Genomic DNA, 18,869 nt, shown 5'->3' with positions numbered 1-18,869 from the left:
TCTAAAAAATGGGATAAGGATAAGAAGGGATGGATTGAAAAACCCCCAACCATGTGGAACGGTATCAGGGCGCTTAACTCAATTATTAAAGTAACTAATAATATAAAGGAAAATACTATTTCCGTATCTGCCGACTTCCATGACCCGCAGACAACAGTCGTCCTGGTTGATGACATCCTCTCTACCCTGTCCGAACATATGAGCAACGAATCCAAAAAATCTGCACTGATAAAGAGACGGTATCTTGAAGATCAGCTGAGATCTACCTCTGACCCGATTATAAGGCAGAAGATATATAACCTTATCTCTCAGCAGGTGGAAACCGCAATGATGTCTGAGATGAATGAATATTTTTCATACAAGGTCATTGATCCCCCAAGGGTGCCTGACATGAGGATACTGCCTAAGAGACGCCAGACTGTTATCCTGAGTTTTATTGTTTCTTCATTCATAGCTATTTTTCTGGCATTTTTTTTAGAGTATATAAAGAAATTAAAGGAGGCGTAGATGTTCAGGTCGAAAGGCTTACGGAGTCATTTAACTATCGGGGCTGTTTTTCTTACCTTTTTCTGTCATTTACTTTTAAAAAATGTATCTGCCCAGGAAATATCTCCGGATAAAATACCCCCTCAGTTCCAGTCTGTTGTACCCCCTGGATTTGATATGAAATCCCTTACACCTGAGCAGCGTAAGTTAGTTGAATCTGAGCTGTCTAAGAAAAGTCGTCAGGCACCTGCTGAAAGTAAGGAGATGTCCACAGGGGGAGGTGGAGCAGAGGAGATACAAACAGGAATTGAGTTTATCCAGGAACAAGATGAGGAAACGGAGGCACAAGCTGTAAAACGGTTTGGCTTTGACTTTTTCAGGACTGCAAGAAAAAGGATCATTGCAATTGAGAATATGATCAGCAAGGGACAGAGGCCGCTGGTCTCACAGAAAGATGCCGTCGCGGGATTTGTAGGACCTCTTGATATGGTCTCATCTCATACCAATGCGACCATCCCTCCCAATTATATGCTTAGCCCCGGAGACAGGGTAACAATCTATTACTGGGGGGATCTTATAGAACTGACTGAGGTAAAACTGTCTCTTGATGAAAAAGGGGGGGTATCTGTACCCAGGGCTGGAAGGATCGTTGCGAGGGGCATGACCATCTCTCAGTTTCAGGACGCAGTAAAGGAACAGTTGCAGAGGGTCTATGGAAAGAATCTAAGCCTGATCGCCTCGTTAGAAAGCCTCAGGAGTATTCAGATATTTATAACAGGTGAGGCATTTCGTCCCGGCAGTTATGCGGTAAGCTCGGTAACGACGCTTTTTAATGCCCTTTATGCAGGCGGCGGTCCGTCCAACTTCGGCTCATTAAGGGATATCAAGCTGATCAGAAACAATAAGACTGTAAATGTAGACTTTTATAATTATCTGTTGAAGGGGGATAGTAAGGATGATTACCCGCTGATTGCAGGGGATACGATCTTTATCTCAAAGGCAGGCAAACAGGTCTCTATCGCAGGTGAGGTAAACCGTCCCGGTATTTATGAGTTAAAAGAAGGGGAAAGATTAAAAGAAATCATCTCCCTCGGAAACGGCATAAAGCCTACCGGGATGCTGAGTAATGTTCAAATCAGGTCCGTTATCCCGAACAAGGAAAGGGTTGTAGTTGATCTTGATATAAGCAAGGGCGCTGTTTCTTCAAATTATGAACTCTTTGATGGCGATTCGGTTGTAGTGGCCGCTGTCTCTCCTGATGCAAGAAATATTGTCACAATCAAAGGTTCGGTTGAGAGACCGGGCGTATACGAATTAAAAAAGAACATGAAGGTTTCTGATCTCTTTTCTGATACCAACAAGCCTCTTGGCGGGGCATATATGGAAAGGGCCGATATTCTAAGGCTGAACGAGGACAAAAAAACCACGTCATTGATCACTGTCAATCTCGGCAAGGCCCTGTCAAAGGAGCCTTCTGATGATATAAGGCTTGCACCCCTGGATGAGCTCACAGTCTACGCTAAGTGGGATATCAGTTTCTTTCCCCCGCAGTATGTCACAATATCAGGTGCTGTCCAGTCACCCGGCAATTATTATCGCTCAGATGGAATGACGATTAAGGACCTGCTCGTAATGGCAGGCGGTGTATTGCCCAATACCTTTCTGGATAGCGCAGACCTGCTGAGATATGACTTTGAAAAAGAGACTTATGCAAATCTGTCTGTGGATTTAAAAAGAGTTCTTGAGGGGCAGGAGGCGGAACCTTACGTTTTGAAAGACAGAGACACGTTAAGGATTTATTCGTTGCAGGATTTGGAGTTTACAGCCCCGCATGAGGTATCTATTGCAGGCGCAGTGCAACGGCCCGGTACTTATACACGCTTTGAAGGCATGAGGCTCAGTGACCTGCTTCGCCTGTCAGGCGGGGTATTGCCGGGCAGCTACGAAATGATAGAGGTTGCAAAGGCGCGCAATGAGGGAGAGGTAAAAATAATAAAGGTAAATCTGGCCGCCCTTGCCAATGGCGACGAGGGCCAGGACCTGTTATTAAGTGATTCAGACATAATAATGGTAAGGATGAAGTCAGAGTTCTACGACAGACCTGCATGGATTACAATAGGAGGCGAGGTAAAATACCCGGGCGTCTACCCCCTTAAAGGGAAAGAGGATAAAATCCGTGACCTTATAGAAAGGGCCGGGGGTTTGACGAAGTACGCCTATGCAAAGGGAACCGTCTTCACACGAAAAAAAGAAAATTTCCCGTCTGATGAGCAGAGAAGGGATCTGCTCCTGGCAAATAATCTCACAAATAATTTAAATGAGCTTGAATATTACCGGCAGTTGGCGAGAAACCAGTGGCTTTTAGGGAAAGATGTCAAGGATAAGGATAAGTTTCAGCCTGTCGGTGGGACTGCGGCCCCCGTGGTTGCAACAAGCGGGACACCGTCAGAGGCCGCCGCAATAGGGCTTGCACCTGGTGTTGCCCAGTCGGCAGGACAGGTTGCCGGCGGGATTATGGAAACCTTTGAAAGAGCGCCGGCAGTGGTGAGCAGATCAAGAAGGCTTGGCGAAGCAGACCTGAATCAATCAGAGCGGGTAATCTTGAACCTTGAAAGGGCATTAAAGGGCGGAGAAGATAATATCATATTGATGGATGGCGACACCATAACCATACCGCAGCGTGTTGAAACGGTAAGTATAGTAGGCGCTGTAACGAGGCCCACATCCGTACAATACAGGGCTGATTCAAAACTCGATTATTATATTGACAAATCCGGCGGTTTTTCAGTAGATGCTGATAAAAAGGGGGTAAAGGTAATGAGGGTGGATGGAAGTATAATCCCTGCAGACAAGGTTAAATACCTTACGGAAGGGGACATAGTTTATGTACCTGCACGGGTAATGAGCCTGGATATCGTGGAAAGGATAGATAAGATTATTGATGTTGTTAAGTATACCCTGGTCACCACGGCAAGTGTTGTTGTATTTGTCACATTAATTGGATTATTTTAATGACCTCACCTTTAACAATTTATGTTATAATGTGATTCTTAAGATGGATAGTTCCTTAGAAAGGCAGTTAGTCCTTATAGAGTCTTCAATTGATCGGGGGGAGTATAAGAAGGCCTCCTCGCATCTCGATAAGGTATCATCTATTCATATCGGAAAGAAAGATGTCCACTCAGAGATAGGTCTGCTATATGGGAAAATTGCAGACTCACAGAGTGAATATTCCGCAGCCATAGAATTCTATAAACATTCCCTTCAGGATGCCGTAGCCTCCGGATATAGTAACGGACATGGGAAGTCATTAAGGCGTATCGGGGCGATTTACTCCAAAAAGGGGAAGTATGCAGAGGCTATAAATTGTTTTGAAGAGGCGCTTTCAATATTTAAAAAATGCGGGGATAAGACTGAAGAGGGCGGGGTCTATAATAACATCGGCACGATAAAGGCCATTCAGGGCAAGGCAGAAGAGGCTGACGGTTATTTTAAAAAGGCCTTAAAAATTCATAAGGCGCTTGGCAGGACACTTGAGATCGGACATGATTACAGCAGTTTTGGAATCCTCTTCAAATTCCAGGGCGACTACAAAAAGGCCATGACTTATTATGAGAAGGCCCTTGAGATTTACAGGAACGAATCATACAGGCTTGGGGAAGGAAATATCTACGCAAATATCGGAAATGTCCTGAGCAAGAGGGGGAATTACAAAAGCGCCCTCGAACATCATAAGCGCGCACTTGCAATCCACCGCCGCCTTCAGAACCGGATTTGGGAAGGCAATGACTACACCAACATAGGGAATATATACAACATACAGGGAGACCGGAATAACGCCGTACGCTACTACGAGAAGGCGCTGAAGATACATTCCGACCTGGGTCACAGGCTTGGGGAGGCAAATGACCATGCAAACCTTGGGACTATCTATGCTGAGATGGGCAAATATGACAAGGCATTGAGTTTTTACAAAAAGGCGTTGACTATCCACAGGCATTTGACTAACCGGCTTGGTGAAGGAAGCGATTATGCCAACATCGCAAATATATACAGCCATAAAGGGGGCTATTCGAGGGCCCTCGAATATTATCATAAGGCCCTCAAAATACACGAGGAGTTGAACAACCAGGTAGGTGTCGGTAGTGTATATACGAATATTGGTAATACATACTGTCATCAGGGTGATTATGATAAGGCCCTTGATTTTCATCAGAAGGCCCGCCGGATCCACCAGAATATGGGAAACATGCTCGGAGTGGGAAATGTCTATGCCAACATAGGAAATATTTACAGCAGCAAGGGGGATTTTGACTCTGCCCTTAAGTACCAGGAGATGGCGCTTGATATATTTAAAGAAATAGGAAATACGAGCGGTGAACAGGGGGCGCTGGCAAATCTTCATGTAAGCCTCGGAAATATTTACAGCAGCAGGGGTGAATATGATAAGGCCCTCGATTTTCTTCTTAAGTCGGTTGATATATATAAACATATGGACAACAAGACCGGTATAGGGAATGCTTATGCCCAGATTGGGTCTGTCTACAGCAGCAAGGGTAATTATAAACGGGGATTACATTTTCTTAATAATGCCCTTAACATACATCTCAAACTCGGCGACAGGATATCCACAGAACTGGATTACCTGGGCATAGGGACTATTTATATAAAGTGCGGGGAATACAAGAAGGCGCTTCATTTCAATAAAAAGGCCTTGAACCTCCACAAGTCAAAGAAATAAATGGATTATATAATCCTCTGTCAGGATGAGCTCCCTTACTTCTTATTGCTCTTAAAAAACCTTTCTTCCAAAAGGGACACGATTCATTTTATTGTAAATAGTCAGTCCCTGTTTGAAAGACTTCAGGGTCAGGGGGTATCGGCTGAGATATGCTCATTTAATAAAAAGCTGGACAGGTTTTTCAGAGACCTGCAGTTAAAACCTAATAGCTGCCTTATCATATCAGTTAAGAACAGGACATTTTTATCAAATATATTGAAGATAGTGGCAAGGTATCACCCCTATCAGCCAACGATTATAATTGAAGAAAAAGATATTGATCTGCCTGATCAGCTCAGCGCAAAGGTACTTAAACCGTCTTTGATATTTACAGAGCTTTGCCTTCCGAGGATAGAGGAGGCCTTCACAAAAAAACATATCCATGAGATAAGAGAGCTGTTTAAAGATAAAGACAAGATTCTCCTGCTTATACAGTCAGACCCTGATCCTGATGCAATAGCGAGCGCCCTTGCCTTTCGCCACCTCATAGGACGCAACAGATCAACGGCACATATAGCATCTTTTGGAGAGGTGACAAGGCCTGAGAATGTGGCGATGCTCAGGCTGCTGGATATAGAGATTGAGAAGATCACACCGGATGTAATTCAAAAATATGACAGCCTCTGCATGCTGGATGTTCAACCTCCCCATCTGTTTACCAATAGTAATCAGTGCATAAACATGGTAGACGTGGTAATAGACCACCACCCGGATAAACCCGGTTATCTGGCAAAGATAAAAGACATCAAGGCCAACTACGGGGCAACATCTACTATCCTCACTGAATACTTGAGGGCCGTTGATTTCAGTATCTCTCAACGCCTCGCTACTGCCCTCCTGTATGGTATAAAGAGCGACACACTGCTGCTTGGAAGGGGTGTTGACCCTGCGGACATCAAGGCATTCTCTTATCTGTATCCCCTTGCAAACACGAATATCCTTCGGAAGATAGAGCGCCCTGAGGTTTACCCTGAAGATATAGACTCCTTCAGCAATGCCCTCAAGAAGAGGAAAATAATTAATAATATATTATTTTCCCACCTCGGCAGGGTGAGGCGTGAAGATGTAATACCTCATTTTGCAGACTTTTCTTTACAAATAGAGGGAGTAGAGTGGTCAGTTGTCTCTGGAATATTCAAAGGCAATCTGATAATATCTGTCAGAAATGTCGGATATGTCAGGAGTGCCGGTGTAATCATGAAGAATGCGTTCAACCAGCTTGGCAGCGCCGGCGGGCACAGTCATATGGCAAAGGCCGTGGTCCCGTTAAAGAACTTTTATAAATTTTTTGGCGACAAACGTGAATCAACTATAAGGGACCGGATAATAGATCTATTCCTTGCCGGTTTTGAAGAGACAACCAAAGAACAGGAGGGTTAAACGATGATATGCAACATTTTTTACAAAAATCTTGAACCTATGCCGCAGGTAGAGGCAATGCTTGAAAAAAAGGTCAGCAAGGTTGAAGAGCTTCTTTCGAGCTTTGATGATGATACGATACGCCTTGAAGTAACTTTTGAAAAACAGGCACGTCGGGAGGAGTATTATGTTTCACTGACCCTTGCCGTTCCAAAGAAAACGTTGCGGGCTAAAGACGAGGGGTTTGATGCCTTTAATGCAATGAATCTTGCCTTTGATGAACTGCTGAGGGAGGTCAAGAAGTTTAAGGATATGATGAAAAAAGAGCACACATATAAAATACGGCGGGCGGAGAAAAAGCCCCGGAAGACGGAGTAATAAGAAGCAATGAGCAATGAGTTAGCAAGTAAAAGTGAAGGAAAGAGTAAAAAAAGAACTGACGACAGGATAACAGACCTTTTTTCTGACAGCATCAGGGTAAAGGAGCAGTTCGTGTCGCAATATGCCTCTCTGATCATGGAGGTCTCTGAACTGATTGTCTCCTGCTTCAGGAATGGTAATAAGCTCTTATTGATGGGAAATGGCGGAAGCTCTACTGATGCCTCTCATATTGCAGGTGAATTTATAGGCAGGTTTAAGAATGATCGCCCGCCACTCCCTGCCATAGCTCTTAATACAGACACGGCAGTTTTAACCTGTATAGGTAATGACTATGGATTCAACCATGTCTTCAGCCGTCAGGTAGAGGCCCTTGCGAGAGCTGGAGATGTTGTAGCAGCGATAAGCACAAGCGGAAATTCTCCTAATATTTTAGCGGCTGTGGAAACCGCCAAAAAGATGGGGATTATAGCTATCGGCCTGACCGGAGGCAGCGGCGGCAAACTTGCATCCATTGTGGATTATGCCTTCATAGTCCCGTCGAAAGATACCGCCCGGATACAAGAGGTACACATTACCCTGGGCCATGTCATCTGCCAGGTTGTAGAAGACGTAATGTTTGGAGACCCTTCTTGAGCCAGTGGCTCATAAGTATTTAGATTATGATTCTCAACATATCAGAATTATCCTCAAGGGTTAAGTCTTTAAAACAGGCTGGAAAGCGCATTGTCTTTACAAACGGCTGTTTCGATATCATTCATGTAGGTCATGTCCGGTATCTTAAAGAGGCGCGGGGTCTCGGCGATGTGCTTGTTGTCGGTTTAAACAGTGACGAGTCTGTCAGGTCAATAAAGGGTAATAACCGTCCAATTGTCCCGCAGGGAGAACGTGCAGAGGTACTTTCATCACTCAGGGCTGTAGACTTTGTAGTTGTTTTTGATGAGCCTGACCCTTACAATGTCATTGCAGAATTGAAACCAGATATACTTGTTAAAGGTGGTGACTGGCGTATAGAAGACATTATCGGCAGAGATGTTGTGGAATCCTGCGGCGGTAAGGTCTGTACCATTCCGTTTATTGAAGGGGCGTCTTCTTCACGGATTATTGAGGATATAATAAATAAATATAACTTAAATCCCCCTTAATCCCCCTTTTTCAAAGGGGGAAATTAGTTTCTCCCCTTTCTTTAAGATAGGAAGGAAATTATCTCCGACTTTCTTTTAGTAAGGGGGAGATTGTGCCCCACTTTAGTAAAGGGGGGTAAGGGGGGATTTGATTCTTGCACTCTCTTGTCAGATCTTTTTTCTAAAATTTTAAATAACATAACAAAGGGGGTTCTGAGACAAGTTCAGAATGAAGGGGAGGCTGTATCCCCGGGTGAACAGGTATCTAAAATCAGCGGCCTCTGGGGGTCATCAAAGGCCCTCTTCCTGACAGAACTCTTTGATCGGACAACTCACTCTATATTCGTAGTTACCCCGGACGGTGAAACAGCAGAGGCTTTGCTTACGGACCTCAGGTTATTTTCACGATTCTTCCTCTCCCCTCCCGACTTATTCTCATTTCCTTACTGGGAAATCCTTCCGTATGACACCATACTTCCACATACTGACATAACACACATAAGGATGTCAGGATATCTTGCATTATTATCAGGAAGGCGCGGGATCTTTGTGAGTCCGGCTTATTCCATGATCCAGCAGGTGATAACACCCGGCACATTACAGGGTCTGATTAAGAAGATCGAGCCTGGTATGGAGATGGACAAAGAGGCGCTTGCAGCACACCTGGTTGACATAGGTTATGAGCCTTCTGACCTGGTGGTTCATCGTGGATTATTCTCTCTTCGGGGCGGTATAGTTGACATATTCTCTCCCGGAGAGGAATACCCTGTCCGGGTAGAATTCTTTGGGGATTCTATAGAGTCATTGCGGAGTTTTGATCCTGAGACACAGAGATCTGTAAGTCAGATGGAGTCTGCTGTTATTATGCCGGCAAAGGAGCTGCCACACCTTGAGAACCACCGCAAACAGCAGGCGTCCGGCGGTTCGCTTTTTGAATATCTTTCTGATGAAGATACTTTAATATTTGATGAGGCGGCAGAGATCAAACAAAATTCCTCAGAATACTGGTCTCAGATCCTGGAGATTTATAAGGACGCCCTGCTCCAGGGACGCCGTGTTGCGGAGCCGGAGAAATTATATTTTCCATGGGATGAGATTGTAGATATCCGAAGCCTGTTTAAGAATAAGATAGATATTGAGTCTATACCTATTGAAGGCACTGCTTCTGTTTCTATTAATTCGACATCATTGCTGCTTACAGAGACACGTTCAAATCCCCCCGTACCCCCCTTTTCTAAAGGGGGGAATATAAGTCCCCCTTTGAAAATGGGGGATACGGGGGGATTTTCATTTTCCTTAAAAGATATCGCAGAAAGGCTGGACATTCTAAGGAAAGAGAACCTCCTTGTACTTGTGTCACCTACAGACGGGCAGGCGGAGCGGTTCAGGGACTTATTTATTGAGTATGACGTTCCTGCAACCATTACTGATACGGCTAATTTGTCGCAACTGTTACGCAAGGGAGCCGAAAAGGTTCCCTCCCCTTCAAGGGGAGGGTCAGGGTCGGGATGGGGTTCTCTTCCGGTACACATCATAACAGGCCACCTCTCTTCGGGGTTTTTTTATCCGGATGCATACCTGATATTTATAACAGAGGAAGAGATCTTCGGTAAACGGGGCAGGCGGCGGCCGCCTCCAAAGCAGAAGTCCCGCCCCTTTCAGACGTCATTTCAGGATCTAAATAAGGGTGACTATGTGGTCCATCTCCAGCATGGTATAGGACAGTATGACGGGCTTGTGAGAAAGATACTGAGCGGTGGAGAGGGTGATTTCCTATGCATAAGATATTCGGGAAATGACTATGTCTATGTCCCTGTTAACAAGATGGACCTGGTTCAGAAATATGCCGGTGCAGAGGGACATGCCCCGCACATTGACAAACTCCAGGGGTCTCAGTGGGAAAAAACCAGGAGACGGGTAGAAAAGGCGATTGAAGAAATTGCCGAGGACCTGGTAGAGCTGTATGCAGCACGTATGGTTGTAGAGAGGTCTCCATATCTGCCGGAAGTCCACCTTATGACGGAATTTGAGTCTTCCTTTGAATTTGAAGAGACACCGGACCAGCTGACTGCAATTGAAGATGTAATGAGGGACCTTGGCACACAAAAACCCATGGACCGGCTTATCTGCGGGGATGTTGGCTATGGAAAGACAGAGGTTGCGTTAAGGGCCGTCTGTAAGGTGGTCATAGAGGGTAAACAGGCCGCAATACTTGTCCCCACGACTCTGCTGGCCCAGCAGCATTATCAGACATTCGCCCGCCGGTTTGCATCTTTTCCTGTTCGTGTAGAGATGCTGAGCCGTTTCAAGACTCTTAAAGAACAGAAGGAGATTATCAGGGGACTTGCAGAAGGCACTATTGACATTATTATTGGGACACACGGCCTGCTGCAGAAGAATATTTCATTCAGAAATGCCGGCATATTTATCGTTGATGAGGAACAGAGGTTCGGGGTGTCGCAGAAAGAGAGGCTAAAACAGATACGCAAGAGTGTAGATGTCCTGTCCCTCTCAGCAACGCCTATTCCCAGAACCCTCCAGATGGCGCTGCTTGGAATCCGTGATTTAAGCGTCATTGAGACACCTCCGGAAGACCGGCTTGCCATCCATAGCGTCATAATCCCTTTCGATAAAAGGATAATAAGGAGCGCCATCCTGCGTGAATTTGACAGGGGGGGGAGTGTCTATTTTGTTCACAACAGGATAGAAAATATAGCAGGCATCGCAAATCTACTGCAGGAGCTCGTACCGGAGGCACGGATAGGGGTGGCCCATGGACAGATGAGAGAGAAACTGCTTGAAGATGTCATGATCAAGTTTATTAATGGTGATTATAACCTCCTTGTCTGTACCGCCATAGTTGAGTCAGGTCTTGATATACCTGATGCAAACACTATCATCATCAATCGTGCAGATATGTTCGGTCTTGCAGATCTGTATCAGCTCAGGGGACGTGTCGGCCGGTCCGGTCACCAGGCCTACGCATATCTGATAGTGCCTGCAGATGAGGCCCTGACGTCAGATTCTAAAAAAAGGATAAAGGCTATACAGGAACTTACCGGTCTTGGCGCTGGTTTCCGTCTCGCAAACAAGGACCTTGAGATACGGGGCGGAGGCAATCTGCTTGGCCGCAAGCAGTCAGGTCACATTTCGTCTGTAGGTTTTGAGCTCTATACCCAGATGCTTGACCGGGCGGTCAAGCATCTACGGGGTGAAAAGGTAGAGGAGGATTTTATCCCTACAATAAATCTGAGGATAGCGTCTTTTATACCTGAGGAATATATAAGTGATTCATCACAGAGGCTTTCTCTGTATAAGAGACTCTCATCAATTAGAGAAAAAGAACAGATCTTTTCTATACAGGAAGAGATGCTTGACCGTTATGGTCCGGTGCCTGTGCAGGTGGAAAACCTTCTAAAGATTATAGAAATTAAATTGTCAGCCTGTATGACCAGGGTTTCTAAGATAGAAGAAGGTGAGAACGGCATAGTCTTTACTGTTGACCCTGAGGTTACTAAGAATAACAAGGATATATTGCAAAAACTCCTTAAAATCTATGCCAATAAAATCCAGTTTCTCTCAGAATACAAGTTTCAAATGTTGTTGAAAAATAAAGAGACTGTATCAATGTTTTCTGAAATAATAAACTGCTTGAAAGTTGTAGGGGGGTATGTTTAAATATTACATTTATTTAACGCAAAGGAGATATGATGAAGAAAAGAGTTTTATTTTTATCTGTAGTAATGTTTTCTGCAATGACCTTAACGTTTACTTCCTGTTCGCAAAAGAAGGAGGCTGCCAAGGTCGGCAGCAGCGAACCGGTACTGGCTAAGATCAATAATACGGAGATTACACTGGCAGACTTCAATGAGCGCCTTAAGGAATATCCATCTGTGGCACATGGTGGAACCCTTGACATGGAGACCAAGAAAGGTTTTCTGGATAATTTGATTGTACGGGAACTATTATACCAGGAATCTCTCCGTGAAGGCCTTGACAAGGACAAGGAAACAGCAGCTATGCTCGAAGAGATGAAAAAGAGGCTGCTCGTTGAAAAGTATTTTAAAAAAGAGCTGGATGGAGATATGAAAATTTCAGAAGAGGAATTAAAAAAATATTATGATGAGCACCCTGACGAGGCAAAGGCCCCGGTTGAGATCAGGGCAAGTCACATACTTTTAAAGACTCGCGAAGAGGCAGAGGCTGTTCTGGCAAAACTTAAGGCCGGCGCTAAATTTGAAGATCTTGCAAAGTCATCTTCTATTGATACAGGGAGTAAGGTACGCGGCGGTGATCTTGGTTATTTTCACTCAGGGGTTATGGTACCTGAATTTGAAGAAGCGGCTTTTAAATTACAGAAAGGCGAGACAAGCGGTCTTGTTGAGACACGTTTTGGTTTTCATATCATCAAGGTAACTGACAGGAGGACCGGAAAAGAGAAAAGTTTTGATGAGGCTAAAGCAGAATTGGAACAGAAGCTCTTAAAGAAAAAGAAGAAGGAAAAATTTGATAATCTTGTAGCCGGGCTTAAATCAAAGGCAAATATTACTATTAAGGAAGACCTTTTAAAGTAAAAATGAAATCTATTAAAATCATTTTTATAATTTTTCTATTCTCATTTACCATTCTTCATAATTCATATGCATCTGAAGACCGTATTATTGCTGTAGTTAACGATGATATTATCACTCTAAGCGAATTAAATACAGCAGATACCAGGATATTTAAGTCAACATCCTTGTCTTTCTTGATTGAAAAAAAATTACAGCTTCAGGCGGCAAAAAAAAAGGGGATGTCGGTAACCAATAGTGAGTTTGAAGATGCACTTAATGATGTAAAAAAAATGAACGGATTTTCTTCCGATGACGAGATGAGGAATGCTTTATTGAAAGAGGGTGTCTCATTTGAAGATTATAAGAGAGAATTATCCGAGCAGTTATTAATACTTAAGGTTATAAACAGGGAGGTTAAATCCAAGATTTCTGTAAGTGACAAGGATGTAGAAAATTATTATCAGTCACATAAAGGTAATTTCAAGGTCCAGGAGAGCATAAGAATTGGTTATGTAAATGTGCCATTGAAAACATTAGACTCTGAGGATGAGGAAAGGTCGGCATTAAGAAAGATTACAAGTATTCTTACTGACCTTAAGAATAACATATCCCTGTCTGAACTCAAGAGAAGGTATTCTGATTCAAAGGATATAAACTTTGTAAATGACCTTGGTTTCGTTAAGAAGGGTGATTTAATGCCTGAAATTGAAAATCCTGCCTTCAATCTGAAGGAAGGCGAGATCAGTGATGTAATAAAGACCTCAAAAGGTTTTTACATAATTAAGAAGATTGAAGTAAAAAAGACTGAATTTAAACCCATAGATGCGGTTAAAGATATAATAAGGGATGCTGTATTTCAGGATAAGAGTGAGAGTGCCTACAAAGACTGGATATATAATCTAAAAACCTCTTCTTATATTAATATTTATATATAAAAGATAGTAATAGTAGTAAGGGTTGTTAATTTGTTGATAGTTTTGTAACGTTATGTAAAATAAAGGTAATAATTGATATAAACATGTGCAAAAGAAGATGCGGTATTAAGTTTAATCACGTTGCCTTTACTTTAATAGTCTGTTATAGTATAAAATCCTTCATTAAGTCTCGCAAAAATAAATAAGCTGCATATGCAGTGCTTTACAACTCTTTGTAATATATGTAATTAACACAGTTATTAACACCTGTTAATAACTGTGTTTGTAAATTGGTTACAGGATGTTTAAATGGATATTTGGGAATTAAGTCTCTCTGAAATAGAAAACATAATAACAAAACAGAGTTTTGATAACTGGTTTCGTAACACCAGGCTCCACTCTTTAAAAGAAGATTTTATGGAGGTAGGTGTTCCGAATATATTTCTTGGCAACTGGCTGCGGGACCACTTTATGGATGTTATTAAGAATACGGTAAAAAAAGTTGCGGGAAAAGAAATTGATGTAGATTTCGTAGTCTGTGAGGATATGAAAGAGGCTCTTACAGACTCAGCTCCTGCCGTAAGCCTGAAGAAAAAGAAAGATGAAAGACTAAATCCAAAGTATACCTTTGATTCATTTGTAATTGGCCCGAGCAATCAGTTTGCTCATGCTGCAACAAGGGCCGTTGCTGAAAATCCCGGCGCCGGTTATAATCCATTATTTATATACAGCGGTGTTGGTCTTGGAAAGACACACCTTCTCAATGCCATAGGAAACCATATTATGGCGGAAAAACCTTCATACAGGATTCTTTATGTATCTTCCGAGCAATTTACCAATGAGGTTATTCAGTCTATTCTTAACAACAAGACGACTGAACTGAGGAATAAATACAGAAACAACATAGATGTTTTGCTGATGGATGATATTCAGTTTATAGCCGGCAAAGACCGGACTGTTGAAGAATTCTTCTACACCTTTAATACCCTGTATGAGGCACATAAACAGATAGTTATTACAAGTGACCGTTTTCCCAAGGATATACAGCATATAGATGAAAGACTCCGTTCAAGGTTTGAATGGGGATTGCTGGCGGATATACAACCGCCGGATATAGAGACGAGGATTGCCATACTTAAAAAGAAGGCAGCAGGGGAATTCCCTCATGTAAATTTTCCGGATGATGTTGCAATGTTTCTGGCTGAGAATATTAAGACCAACGTTCGGGAGTTGGAGGGGGCATTGATAAGACTGGGTGCCTTCTCATCCCTGACAGGGCAGGAGCTTTCCTATGAGCTTGCAAAGCGGATATTTAAAGATATTATCAGGGAGAGGGAAGAAAAGATAACAGTAGAGAAGATCCAGAAGGTAATAACTTCACATTTTAATATAAAGATGGTGGATCTTAAGTCAAAGAAAAGGACAAAGACACTGGTTATTCCGCGGCAGATAGCTATGTACTTAAGCAGGGAGATCCTGAAGATGTCTTTTCCTGAAATAGGAAGGCTGTTTGGGGGAAAGGACCATTCTACGGTTATATATTCCTGCAATCTGATTGAAAAACAGAAGGTGGATGATCCCAATATGGTTTATTTGATAGAGGATTTGATCAAGAAGATTAAAGAGTAAAAAACCGGGTATTTTTGAGAATAATTTGGTTACATAGTTAAATATTTAGAAGGAAGGAGCATATATGAAACTTCAAATTGAAAAAGGTGTCTTATTGTTAGGGCTTCAGAGGGTTCAGGGTATTATTGACAGGAGAAGCACTGTGCCAATACTGTCCAATATCCTGCTTGAAGGTAAGGTATCAACCTCTGAGTCCAGGCACGCAACCCTTGACATCATTGCAACTGATCTTGAAATCGGAATGAGGGGCTCTTATCCGGCACAGATCAATGGGGAAGGGGCGATTGCGGTTTCCGGGCGGAAAATTTATGATATAGTAAGGGAACTTCCGGATGGAATAGTAGATATTTCTGTTGAAGATGGGAAGCTGTTAACTGTAAGGGCAGGCAAGAGCCTTTTCAAAATAACAGGCTTTAATAAAGAGGATTTTCCAACACTTCCCGAGGTGACGGAAAATGAGATGATCGAGGTAGAATCCCGGATATTAGGGGATATGATTAATAAGACCATCTTTGCAGTTGCAGATGCAGATGCAAGACATGTCTTGAACGGCGCCTTGCTTGAATTTGAAAACGAGGAAGGAAAAATGGCTGCAATACGCATGGTTGGTACAGATGGCCACAGGCTTGCCCTGTGTGAGAGGCGCCTGGGGACGGCTGGGGCCAGTGAAAAAACAGGTAGTGCATCAAGGTCTCAAACCATCATCCCCAAAAAGACATTACATGAGATGCGCAGATTTTTGGATGTAAATGAAAATATAAAGCTTGGTATAGGCGAAAAAGAGCTTTCATTAAAGGGAGAAGACATTTTCATAACATCTCGGCTTATAGATGGAATTTATCCAAACTACAAACAGGTCATTCCAAAAGGCGGGGACCAGATCATCAGGATTAACAGGCAGATGTTTATGAATGTTATAAAACGTATTTCAGTGATGTCCCGTGAAAAGACTAAGGCATTGCTGGTCGAGTTTGCTCAGAACAAGGCAATATTGAAATCCAGGGACCCGGAAATTGGTGAGGCCGTAGAGGATATTGATATACGGTATGAGGGTAAAGGGCTCACAGTAAGCCTTAACTACCAGTATTTACTTGATGCGCTCGGTTCAATGGAAGATGAAGAAGTGATTATTGAGACACAGACCGGTCTGACCCCCTGCATAATTAAGCAGGAAAAGGACCCCTGCCATCTGTGTATAGTTATGCCGATGAGGGTCCAGGACGGCGAATAGAGCGAGGTAAAATGGAAGAACAATATACTGCAGAAAACATAAAGGTGCTGGAAGGGCTGGAGGCGGTAAGGAAGCGTCCTTCCATGTATATAGGCAACACCGGCACTGAGGGTCTCCATCACCTGGTTTATGAGGTTGTTGATAACAGCATTGATGAGTCAATGGCCGGCTACTGCGAGAACATTGAGGTTATTGTCCATATTGATAACAGTGTTACAGTGATTGATAATGGAAGGGGCATCCCTGTTGACATGCACCCCACACAGAACAGGCCGGCTGCAGAGGTAGTGCTTACTGTATTGCATGCCGGCGGAAAATTTGATAATGAGACCTATAAGGTATCAGGCGGTCTTCACGGGGTAGGAGTGTCGGTTGTTAATGCCCTGACAGAGTGGCTTGAGCTGGAGATTAAAAGGGACGGTTCTGTTTATCAACAGAGATATGAGCGGGGGACTCCGGTTACCCCCCTCAACATCGTGGGCAAGACAAAGAAGTGCGGCACAAAGATTACATTCAAGCCAGATACGGAAATATTTGAATATACAGAGTACAGCTTCGACACGCTCGCACACAGGTTGCGGGAACTGGCCTTCCTGAATAAGGGGCTTGAGATCTCAATTGCAGATGAGCGTACGGGAAAGACAGGCCTTTATAAATACAAGGGCGGGATTGTTCAGTTTGTGGATCATTTGAACGGGAACAAGAATTCCATTCATAATCCCGTATATATAACTGCTGAAAAAGGGGGGGTAATACTTGAGGCCGCCATACAGTATAACGACAGCTACGCTGAAAACCTCTTCTCTTTTGCAAACAACATAAATACCAAAGAGGGCGGGACCCACCTTATTGGTTTTAAGACAGCCCTTACACGGACGATCAATAACTATGCCTCAGGGAATAATATGCTGAAGGGTGAGACACTGACTGGTGATGATATCAGAGAGGGTCTGACTGCGGTGGTCAGCATTAAACTCCCTAATCCACAGTTTGAAGGACAAACCAAGACTAAACTTGGCAACAGTGAGATAAAGGGGCTGGTAGAAGCGGTAGTCAATGAACAGCTGGGGACATTCTTTGAAGAGAATCCCTCTATTGCGAGGAAGATAGTTGACAAGTCATTGAATGCCGCAAGGGCAAGGGAGGCCGCGAGAAAGGCAAAAGAGCTTATCAGGAGAAAAAATGCAATGGATGGAGGCAATCTGCCGGGGAAACTTGCGGATTGCTCTGAAAAAGACCCTGAATTCTGTGAATTGTTCCTGGTTGAAGGAGATTCTGCAGGCGGTTCTGCCAAACAGGGCAGGGACAGGCGAAATCAGGCGATATTGCCGCTCCGGGGGAAGATATTAAATGTTGAAAAGGCACGTTTTGACAAGATATTATCCAGTGAAGAAATAAGAACGATCATTACTGCTTTGGGCACAGGTATAGGGACTGAGGATTTTGATCTGTCGAGGGCGAGGTACCGCAAGATAATTATTATGACAGATGCTGATGTGGACGGGGCTCACATAAGAACCCTCATCCTGACATTTTTCTACAGGCAGATGCCTCAGCTTATTGAGAATAAATATATCTATATAGCTCAGCCCCCGCTGTTTAAGGTATCAAGACAAAAGGCGGAGCAGTATATCAAAGATGAGAATGGGCTTAATAGTTTCCTGATTAAGACTGCCTCGAATGAGATAGAACTGCTGGATAAGGAGAAAAACTCCTGGATAAAGGGAGAGAGGCTTGAAAAGCTTCTGAGCAAGCTGGTTACTTATAAGAGTCTTATTGATCAGATGTCAAAAAAGCAGAATGACCCTGATGTAATGAGTACACTGACACAGTCAGACATAGACAAGGAGTCATTGAAAGACCGTAATATAGTGGAAGGGCTTATTGCAAAGATCAAGGATAGGTTTACGTCGCGTCGGCCCGGAGATTCTTTAAATGTTGAGACTATAACTGATGAGGAGCACAAATCGTACAGGCTGGAGATTGAAATCAGAAGATCCGGGGTGCATCAGACAATGATTATTGATGAAGACTTCATCTCCTCACCTGAATTCAGGGAGTTGAAGGCCCTGGCACCGGGAAAGACCGGACTAGGCACTGCGCCCTATAAGGTGCGCTCTCAGGACATGGAGCATACCCTGGAGACATCTTCATCGCTCCTTTCATTTGTAATGGAAACAAGTAAGAAGGGTCTTAACATACAACGTTATAAAGGTCTGGGGGAAATGAACCCGGGTCAATTGTGGGAGACCACAATGAACCCGGAAAGCAGGACACTGCTCCAGGTTACACTGGAAGACAGCGTAGTGGCTGATGAGATCTTTACAATACTTATGGGAGATCAGGTAGAGCCGCGAAGGAAGTTTATTGAGGATAATGCGAGGGAAGTTAAGAACTTAGATGTGTAGTTCACGC

Annotated in this window: 13 protein-coding genes; all 13 read left to right on the top strand. The window is 43.5% G+C overall.

Annotated features, from left to right (window positions below; all coding sequences use genetic code 11):
• The coding region (locus tag IT392_11170) for a hypothetical protein (protein MCC6545038.1) at window positions 1-507 on the top strand (507 nt) is incomplete at its 5' end.
• A complete protein-coding gene (locus tag IT392_11165) occupies window positions 508-3,498 on the top strand; it encodes an SLBB domain-containing protein (GenBank protein MCC6545037.1) in 2,991 nt (996 codons plus the stop codon).
• A 43-nt stretch (window positions 3,499-3,541) separates the two neighbouring features.
• Window positions 3,542-5,227 (top strand): tetratricopeptide repeat protein, encoded by a 1,686-nt coding sequence (locus tag IT392_11160; protein MCC6545036.1) that lies wholly within the window; start codon window positions 3,542-3,544, stop codon window positions 5,225-5,227.
• Window positions 5,228-6,646 (top strand): bifunctional oligoribonuclease/PAP phosphatase NrnA, encoded by a 1,419-nt coding sequence (locus IT392_11155; GenBank protein ID MCC6545035.1) that lies wholly within the window; start codon window positions 5,228-5,230, stop codon window positions 6,644-6,646.
• A 3-nt stretch (window positions 6,647-6,649) separates the two neighbouring features.
• Window positions 6,650-7,003, top strand: a complete 354-nt coding sequence (locus IT392_11150) for a ribosome-associated translation inhibitor RaiA (protein MCC6545034.1) — start codon at window positions 6,650-6,652, stop codon at window positions 7,001-7,003.
• 9 nt (window positions 7,004-7,012) lie between these two features.
• On the top strand, window positions 7,013-7,639 hold the full coding sequence (locus IT392_11145) for a D-sedoheptulose 7-phosphate isomerase (GenBank protein MCC6545033.1): 627 nt from the start codon (window positions 7,013-7,015) through the stop codon (window positions 7,637-7,639).
• Window positions 7,640-7,665: 26 nt separating this feature from the next.
• On the top strand, window positions 7,666-8,148 hold the full coding sequence (rfaE2, locus tag IT392_11140; GenBank protein ID MCC6545032.1) for a D-glycero-beta-D-manno-heptose 1-phosphate adenylyltransferase: 483 nt from the start codon (window positions 7,666-7,668) through the stop codon (window positions 8,146-8,148).
• A gap of 144 nt (window positions 8,149-8,292) precedes the next feature.
• The gene (mfd, locus tag IT392_11135; protein ID MCC6545031.1) at window positions 8,293-11,805 is read left to right on the top strand and encodes a transcription-repair coupling factor; all 3,513 of its coding nucleotides are present in this window, start codon (window positions 8,293-8,295) and stop codon (window positions 11,803-11,805) included.
• Between the two features lie 29 nt (window positions 11,806-11,834).
• Entirely contained in the window at window positions 11,835-12,701 is an 867-nt protein-coding gene (locus IT392_11130) for a peptidylprolyl isomerase (GenBank protein MCC6545030.1), read from the top strand.
• 2 nt (window positions 12,702-12,703) lie between these two features.
• Window positions 12,704-13,615 carry a peptidyl-prolyl cis-trans isomerase gene (locus IT392_11125; GenBank protein MCC6545029.1) on the top strand — a complete coding sequence of 304 codons (912 nt, stop codon included), beginning with the start codon at window positions 12,704-12,706 and terminating at the stop codon, window positions 13,613-13,615.
• A gap of 288 nt (window positions 13,616-13,903) precedes the next feature.
• Window positions 13,904-15,223 (top strand): chromosomal replication initiator protein DnaA, encoded by a 1,320-nt coding sequence (gene dnaA, locus IT392_11120; protein MCC6545028.1) that lies wholly within the window; start codon window positions 13,904-13,906, stop codon window positions 15,221-15,223.
• Window positions 15,224-15,287: 64 nt separating this feature from the next.
• Window positions 15,288-16,454, top strand: coding sequence for a DNA polymerase III subunit beta (gene dnaN, locus IT392_11115; GenBank protein MCC6545027.1), 1,167 nt, complete (start codon window positions 15,288-15,290; stop codon window positions 16,452-16,454).
• 11 nt (window positions 16,455-16,465) lie between these two features.
• The gene (gene gyrB, locus IT392_11110; GenBank protein ID MCC6545026.1) at window positions 16,466-18,862 is read left to right on the top strand and encodes a DNA topoisomerase (ATP-hydrolyzing) subunit B; all 2,397 of its coding nucleotides are present in this window, start codon (window positions 16,466-16,468) and stop codon (window positions 18,860-18,862) included.
• Window positions 18,863-18,869: the final 7 nt, after the last annotated feature.

The organism is Nitrospirota bacterium, from assembly GCA_020846775.1.
In the GTDB taxonomy this organism is placed as follows: Bacteria; Nitrospirota; 9FT-COMBO-42-15; order HDB-SIOI813; family HDB-SIOI813; genus RBG-16-43-11.
Note: the sequence above shows the minus strand (reverse complement) of the source record. Positions and strands in the feature narration are given on the sequence as shown.

What these genes read in the sequence shown, in the direction of transcription:
- gyrB (MCC6545026.1), top strand. Translation starts at nt 16,466, where the DNA reads ATGGAAGAACAATATACTGCAGAAAACATAAAGGTGCTGGAAGGGCTG.
- IT392_11160 (MCC6545036.1), top strand. Translation starts at nt 3,542, where the DNA reads ATGGATAGTTCCTTAGAAAGGCAGTTAGTCCTTATAGAGTCTTCAATT.
- IT392_11130 (MCC6545030.1), top strand. Translation starts at nt 11,835, where the DNA reads ATGATGAAGAAAAGAGTTTTATTTTTATCTGTAGTAATGTTTTCTGCA.
- IT392_11150 (MCC6545034.1), top strand. Translation starts at nt 6,650, where the DNA reads ATGATATGCAACATTTTTTACAAAAATCTTGAACCTATGCCGCAGGTA.
- IT392_11165 (MCC6545037.1), top strand. Translation starts at nt 508, where the DNA reads ATGTTCAGGTCGAAAGGCTTACGGAGTCATTTAACTATCGGGGCTGTT.
- dnaN (MCC6545027.1), top strand. Translation starts at nt 15,288, where the DNA reads ATGAAACTTCAAATTGAAAAAGGTGTCTTATTGTTAGGGCTTCAGAGG.
- IT392_11145 (MCC6545033.1), top strand. Translation starts at nt 7,013, where the DNA reads ATGAGCAATGAGTTAGCAAGTAAAAGTGAAGGAAAGAGTAAAAAAAGA.
- IT392_11155 (MCC6545035.1), top strand. Translation starts at nt 5,228, where the DNA reads ATGGATTATATAATCCTCTGTCAGGATGAGCTCCCTTACTTCTTATTG.
- dnaA (MCC6545028.1), top strand. Translation starts at nt 13,904, where the DNA reads ATGGATATTTGGGAATTAAGTCTCTCTGAAATAGAAAACATAATAACA.
- IT392_11125 (MCC6545029.1), top strand. Translation starts at nt 12,704, where the DNA reads ATGAAATCTATTAAAATCATTTTTATAATTTTTCTATTCTCATTTACC.
- rfaE2 (MCC6545032.1), top strand. Translation starts at nt 7,666, where the DNA reads ATGATTCTCAACATATCAGAATTATCCTCAAGGGTTAAGTCTTTAAAA.